6 protein-coding genes are annotated in these 7,011 nt (G+C 37.7%); 4 read left to right on the top strand and 2 right to left on the bottom strand.

What is annotated here, in order from left to right:
- From QZU45_RS10460 to QZU45_RS10450, 3 genes are all read left to right on the top strand, one after another.
- The coding region (locus tag QZU45_RS10460; protein ID WP_295355086.1) for a transposase at window positions 1-849 on the top strand (849 nt) is incomplete at its 5' end.
- A gap of 305 nt (window positions 850-1,154) precedes the next feature.
- Complete coding sequence (locus tag QZU45_RS10455) at window positions 1,155-2,204, top strand: hypothetical protein (protein WP_295355084.1); 1,050 nt, start codon at window positions 1,155-1,157, stop codon at window positions 2,202-2,204.
- Window positions 2,205-2,417: 213 nt separating this feature from the next.
- Window positions 2,418-3,884 (top strand): RNA-binding domain-containing protein, encoded by a 1,467-nt coding sequence (locus tag QZU45_RS10450; RefSeq protein ID WP_295355083.1) that lies wholly within the window; start codon window positions 2,418-2,420, stop codon window positions 3,882-3,884.
- Between the two features lie 101 nt (window positions 3,885-3,985).
- Here QZU45_RS10450 and QZU45_RS10445 read toward each other — a convergent pair whose 3' ends face one another.
- Both QZU45_RS10445 and QZU45_RS10440 read right to left on the bottom strand, forming a co-directional pair.
- Window positions 3,986-4,885, bottom strand: coding sequence for a carbohydrate kinase (locus tag QZU45_RS10445; protein ID WP_295355082.1), 900 nt, complete (start codon window positions 4,883-4,885; stop codon window positions 3,986-3,988).
- Between the two features lie 124 nt (window positions 4,886-5,009).
- Entirely contained in the window at window positions 5,010-6,014 is a 1,005-nt protein-coding gene (locus QZU45_RS10440; RefSeq protein WP_074942711.1) for a LacI family DNA-binding transcriptional regulator, read from the bottom strand.
- A gap of 472 nt (window positions 6,015-6,486) precedes the next feature.
- Between QZU45_RS10440 and QZU45_RS10435 the strand changes: the two genes are divergently transcribed.
- The coding region (locus QZU45_RS10435; RefSeq protein WP_295355081.1) for an MFS transporter at window positions 6,487-7,011 on the top strand (525 nt) is incomplete at its 3' end.

The raw sequence follows: 7,011 nt of genomic DNA, 5'->3' as shown, positions 1-7,011 counted from the left end.
TTTAACCATGTAATAGGAAAGACAGTAAAAGGTTACGCAAATCTACTGATTACCTGGACTGACGGTATTACCAATATCCCTGTTGCCTCTGAGCTAATGTCCTCCAGAAAAGAAGACTGCATAATCAGAAAACACAACAAGCGAATTGATAAGCGTTGTGCCGGAGCTAAAAGAAGAGCCAATTCCGTTATGAGAAAACCCAAGCTTCTAATCAAACTCTGTAAAGGTATTCTGAACAAAGGCATCAAGGCAGAATATGTTCTTATGGACACCTGGTTCTATTCAGACAGTCTGGTTGCATCTTTAAAGGAGTTATCTCTGGATTCAATCTGCATGATTAAGAAGAATCTGAAGTTTGCCTTTGTCGGTGAAACCGTAAGACACAACCTGAAGTACATTCTGTCCACCTTAGGTCAGCGTAATCATACTTCAGATATTATCAGCTCAGTTATAGTTCAGACCGAATCAAAACAGCAGGTTAAACTGGTGTTTATCAGAAACAGAAACAACCGCAGGGAGTTCATTACTCTTTTATGCTCCAATATACACCTGACAGCAGAAGAGATTGTTGAACTGTACTCCAGAAGATGGGCTATTGAATGCTGCTTCAAAGCAGCAAAACAATACCTTGGACTGAACTCTGAATGCTTTGCCAGAGACTATGATTCCATCTGTGCTTTAAACAGAATCTCTTACATCAGATTCACTGTACTTGAAATCATAAGACGTCATGAAGAAGATCCTAGAAGTCATGGTCAGCTTTTCAGAGATTCATGTTCTGCAATAAGAACCATATCTTTTATCGAGGCGTTCAATATGTTTCACTTCTCTGATCGAGGCTCTCGATAAAGCAGGTTACATAGTAAAAGGAAAGACTCAGGAGGCATATAAACTAGCCGAAGGTCTCATTGGAAAATGGTATGATTCAATCTCTGAATTTCTCAAGAAACTACTAAAACCTTCCAATATACCTGAGTTTCTAAATAGTTAAAGAAATTGATTTTTAAACAGCAAATGTGGTGCGAGACCGCATTTATTAGCCAATTTTTAGTTAAAATCGAAATGCAAAACTAGAGTTAGTAATTGTTGTAGATAGGCTTTTAACCGGTTTTGATGCTCTTCCTCTCTCCACGATTTTTATTGATAGACCTCCTATGAGTCCACAGGGACTAATACAGGCTTTCTCAAGGACAAATAGAATATTTAAGAAAATAAAAGACTATGGCAATGTAATTACCTTCCAAACACCTGCGATCTTTAAGCACGCAATTGATGAAGCTCTTCAGTTGTATTCAAATGGAGGAGAAACATCATTTATTGCTCCTAGCTATTCAAAAGTTAAACAGGAACTTGTTGATAATTACTCTTCGCTTTTAACGCTAATAAATGAATCTCCGGCAACAATTGATATTTCCGGTTCTTCAGATGAGTTTTTAAAGAATTTCATCAAAAAATTCCAGGAGATGGATAAATCTGTAAAGGCAATCAATACCTATGAAGAATGGGAGAAAGATAATGATGCGGGGAATGAAACTGATGATAACGGAGATAATCTTGTAATCTTCAAAGTAAACGGTCTTACCCTAACAAAGGAAACACAGGACACTTTAATAGGCAAATATAATAGTGCCATTGAAGAATTAAAGCGTAGAGTAACTGGTCCAGATCCTGAGAGTCTTGAAGACATAGATATAACTTACAAACTAGAGTTAATATCAAAAGATGAAGTTAATTATGAATATCTAGTTTCATTAATCCAGAAATACATCAATGCTTACGGGGATTCAGAAAAGTTTAAAGCAATACACGATCCTGCAATTGATAAATATATTGAAAATCTATCAAAGAAAAACAACAAACTTGGCGAAATTTTATTTGGAGTTTGGAATGAGTTGAAAGCTAATCCAGAAAACTTTAAGGGTAAGCAAGCCATGGTGGTAATCAATGAACGAATAAATAAGATTATTGATGATAAGCTTTCTGCCTTCTGCGATGAATGGTGCGTTGAGAAAACGGATATGTGGCATTATTCAAAATTCTTCAATGGTGAGGGAGAACTTGAAATTTCAAATATGGAGAAGTTCTGCTACATAGACAAATATAAGGAAACTCATCCAACGGCAATGAAGCTCATTTACTACAAACAAGTCAGAGAAATGGCAAGAACTCTGATTGTGGATGAAATTAAACCTCTTTTAATTTAGAACTTCATCAGCAAATAGAAAAAGGACTAGACAATATAATGATTTCATTATCATATCTGCGCATTGTTTTTTTTTAATTCATGGATATTTAGAGACAAAATATTACATGGCACGATTATTTAACAGAACAGACCTCAAATGGGTTATAAATAGCTTGTAAACATATCACTTACAACAGTAAATAAATGGCAACCAGATAAAACAGAGCAAAACATGAGTAATCTGACAATTCCAAAATTTCTCTTAGAGCTGATTAACGGAGGTGAAAGCATCTCTGTTGAATTTAAGGAATCCCACAAATCTATAAACAAGGACGTATATGATACAGTATGTTCCTTCTCAAATAGAAACGGCGGCCATATTTTCCTTGGAGTCAAGAATAATGGAGAGATCATTGGAATTGATGATGATTGTGTTGATAAGGTAAAAAAACAATTCGTTGATACCATCAACAATGAAAGTAAAATGTATCCGCCTCTGTATCTTACACCTGTCATGTACGAAGTTGATGGAAAGAAGATCCTCTATATTTACGTACCAGAATCAAATGAAGTATGTCGCTGTTCAGGAAGGATCTGGGATCGCAACGAAGATGCAGATATTGATATCACCAATCACTCTGCTGAAGTATTTCGACTTTATTCAAGAAAAAGCGGTAGCTATTTCGTAAATAAAGTAACTCGTTTCGGTATGGAAGATTTACGCCCCGATCTGATTGAAAGAGCAAGGCGAATGACAAGATACAGAGATCAGAATCATCCCTGGTTTTCTATGTCAGATGAGGAAATGCTCAGAAGTGCAAATCTAATCCTAAAAGATGACTATGAGCAGATTGAAGGTATTACCTATGCAGGAATTCTACTTTTTGGTAAGGATTCCACAATCATGTCGATTCTGCCACAACACAAGACAGATGCAATTTTCAGGGTCGTAAATACTGATAGATACGATGATAGAGATGTTGTAATCACAAATCTTATCGAAAGCTATGACCGACTTATGGCATTTGGAAAAAAACATCTTAACGATACTTTTCACCTAGAAGGCATTCAAAGCATTAGTGCCAGAGATCATATCCTTCGTGAAATCATTTCTAACCTGCTGGTACACAGAGATTTTTCAAGCTCTTATGTTCCAAAGCTGATTATTGAAAAGGACAAGATTGTTACCGAGAACGGTAACCTTACACACGGATATGGAGCATTAGATCCAGCCTCTTTTGAACCAGTATCGAAGAATCCGCCAATTGCAAAAGTATTCAGAGAAATAGGCCTTGCAGATGAGCTCGGCTCGGGTATGAGGAACACATATAAATATACAAAGATATACTCAGGACAGGATCCACAATTTATTGAGGGGGATGTGTTCAGAATAACTGTTCCTATTCCTGATATTGCTACAGCAACCGTTGGACCTGTAGCACAATCGGAAGTTGATGACACGCGAAATGTCCCTCACGATGTCCCTCACGATGTCCCTCACGATGTCCCTCACGATGAGGCAAAAGAATTAATCATAAAAATGATTAGTGAAAACCCAAAAATCACTCGTAAGGAGATTGGAGAAAAACTAGGCATCAGCTATAAAACTGTTGGACGAAAGATAAGCGAAATGGACAACATTGCGTACGTTGGAAGTGGTAATAATGGCTATTGGAAAATAATTTCAGATAAAAAATAAAACGTCCCCAAAATAGCAACTGAAACCATAGAAAATTACGCAAACAAAAAAGGCCCCATAAAGATATGAGGCCCCGGAATTGTATGAAATTTTCTATGAAATTAGGCAAACAGCTCTGCTGGCATATCAGGCATTGCTCCAGCCTGAGTGCAGACATATGCAGAAATCTTAACTGCCTTCTCATGAGCCTGAACCAGGGAGTCGCCCTGCATCAAACGGCTGATGAAAGTTGCAGTGAAGGAATCGCCTGCACCAACAGTGTCAACAACTTCAACCTTAGGAGTTGGAAGAACTGAAATCTCGTCATTTAAGAATACTGTACTCTGAGAAGCTCCTTCAGTGAAAATGAAGCAGTAGATTCCCAGGCTCTTTAGGTACTCATAGTAGGCTGTTGCAGTCTTTTCCTGTAATCTTGCAAACTCGCAAAGAATTGGAAGCTCGTCCTCGTTACACTTGAAAATCTCGGTTCTCTTTAAAGAATCCTCAATAATCTCTCTTGAGTAATAGTTACGACGCAGATTTACATCGAATACACGAAGTGAACCCTTTGGCATTGCATCTAGAAGAGCCATAATGGTCTTGTGAGAAACAGTTCCTCTTTGAGCCAGTGAACCGAAGCACATTAAATCAAGCTGTCTTGCAATTCCAAGAGCAGTTTCAGTAAGAGGTATATTGTCATAGGCAGTATCTTCAACAAAGGTATAGGTAGGAACACCATCATCAGTTAAATCAACATTTACAGCACCTGTTTCCTTTGTATTTTCAATCAGAAGAGCAGGTAAAAATCTTGCAGCTAGAAGATTGCGAGCCTGAAAACCTAAAGAATCAGTACCAACAGAACTGATTGCCAGGGACTCTAAGCCGTTCTGTCTGCAGTGATAAGCAAAGTTTGCAGGAGCTCCACCGATCTTTGGTCCGGTAGGGAATACATCAAACAGCACTTCGCCAAGACCAGCGCACTTTACTTTTTTACCTTTGAATTTAGAAAAATCTAACATCATTTATCTCCTGTTAAAAACTGATGCTGCCAAGAATTACCTTTAATGAGTAAACTCTCAGACCGAAAATTTTTATCCCAACCTCATGTGTTGTTCAGAAAATCAAATATCCTAAAAAGGATCCATACTAGTCTGCGTTTGGACTTGAAGTGGAAGCCCTACGCAGCAGCATGGATTTTAAACACACGTTATTAATCTTTTCTTTGCTGCCGTTGATGCGCTCTAAAACCATACTGGCAGCCATTCTTCCCATTTCATCAACAGGCTGACATACAGAAGTAATAGGAGTCGGATAAAAACGACACCAGTTACTGTCACCATATGAAACCACTGAGACATCATTAGGGATCTTGAAGCCTTTAAGGTTTAGAGCATAAAGAATTCCGGAAGTAATTGCGTTATTTGCTCCGACAATTGCAGTTGGTCGACTGCTTTTAGCTCTCAACATTAAAATATTTGTCTGCTCAAAGGCTCCGACAAACAATTCTTCATAGGAGTCGGCAATAATCTCATGAATTTCAGCCTTAACTCCACTCTGTTCTACTCCGGCACATCTCTGTGAGAAGGTATAAACCTTCTTGGAGCCAGATATAAAAGCGATTTTCTCGTGGCCAAGTTCCTGAAGATACTCAAGTGCCTGCTGAACACCGCCCATGTTATCTTCGATGACGCTGTCAAAATTCAGCTCATCTATATGTCTGTCAACCAGAACAACAGGCATATCTATAAAATCATTTGCAACTGTTTTGCTAAATTTTGCAGTCGGCATGATTATCAGACCGCGTAAATTAAGAGGAGCCCACTGCTTTAAAATCTTTGCCTCCAGTGAACTGTGCTCATAGTTACAGCCGACAATAACCGAATAATTCTTAGAGTCCAGATAGTCAGTAACAGATTTAACAATTGCATTGGAAAATGAATTGGTCAGATCTGCAGCAATTACTCCAATCAGCTTGCTTGAGGATGCAACTGTAATATCATCCCTCAACTTCTGAAGATAGCCCATCTTTTCAGCTGCATTCAAGACCTTGTGTCTGGTTTCAAGAGAAACCATATCGGGCTTTTTCAATGCTCTGGAAACTGTGGAAGGTGAAATTCCAAGATGCTCAGCTATCTGTGAAATATTAACCATAGTTTTATTTTTTTACCCCAAATTACCTCGCAGATTATATAAATGAAAAATTTTGTTGTGTTGAAAAAAATCCTAATCTTTGAGAGGTATCAAATTCCATTATGCAATTTTTTGCATTTTACATATTATACATAACTTATATACAGTAGCAAATTTAAATAATCAGCAAGACGTTTTTAATTGTGCACCATATTAGTCACTTAAGGACAAATATAGTGCATTTAATATTATTATTTTTATTTTTCAAGAGGTTATATTTAAAAATCTACCTTACAACTTCTATATAATAAGCTTCGTACAATTAGATAACTACTGAACATTTAAGAGGATTATGCAGTTTTTTATGTGATTGCAAAAAATTGCATAACTTTTTGTGAAAGGAATGATTTTTTTATAAATTTGGTTATGGCATTATTCTTATCGCAAATTTTTGCACCGCAAGCGCGGACGTAAGGACAAAGGAAAAATTTAAATGAACAAAAAACTTTTACTGTGGGCTATAACTTCAGCTCTCGCAGGTTTCTTATTCGGTTTTGATACCGTAGTTATTTCAGGTGCTGAAAGCAAAATTCAGCAGTTATGGTCGCTTTCTGGCTCCATGCATGGTCTAGCAATTTCTGCTGCACTATGGGGAACCGTTCTAGGTTCTATTTTCGGTAGTATTCCTACGGCTAAATATGGTAGAAAAAAGACCCTTATCTTCAACGGTGTTCTATTCTTGGTAGGCGCTATCGGTTCTGCTGTTGCATGGAACGTATCATCATTCTTTATCTTCCGTTTCATCGGTGGTCTAGGAATTGGTATTTCAACCATTGCAGCCCCTCTATTCATTTCAGAAATCTCACCTGCAGGTGATAGAGGTAAATTAACCGGTCTGTTCCAGTTCAACATCGTATTCGGTATTCTGATTGCATTCTTCTCTAACTATGTTATTGCTAACATTGCTCCAGACGAGTCTGCATGGCGTTGGATGCTGGGTATTCAGGTTATCCCATCA

It is taken from the genome of uncultured Succinivibrio sp. (genome assembly GCF_902756765.1).
In the GTDB taxonomy this organism is placed as follows: Bacteria; Pseudomonadota; Gammaproteobacteria; order Enterobacterales; family Succinivibrionaceae; genus Succinivibrio.
This window is presented reverse-complemented; position numbering and strand designations above follow the sequence as displayed.

Bases quoted from the DNA above. Each gene is read 5' to 3' on its own strand.
- QZU45_RS10445 (WP_295355082.1), bottom strand. From the start codon at position 4,885: ATGATGTTAGATTTTTCTAAATTCAAAGGTAAAAAAGTAAAGTGCGCT.
- QZU45_RS10440 (WP_074942711.1), bottom strand. From the start codon at position 6,014: ATGGTTAATATTTCACAGATAGCTGAGCATCTTGGAATTTCACCTTCC.
- QZU45_RS10450 (WP_295355083.1), top strand. From the start codon at position 2,418: ATGAGTAATCTGACAATTCCAAAATTTCTCTTAGAGCTGATTAACGGA.
- QZU45_RS10455 (WP_295355084.1), top strand. From the start codon at position 1,155: ATGAGTCCACAGGGACTAATACAGGCTTTCTCAAGGACAAATAGAATA.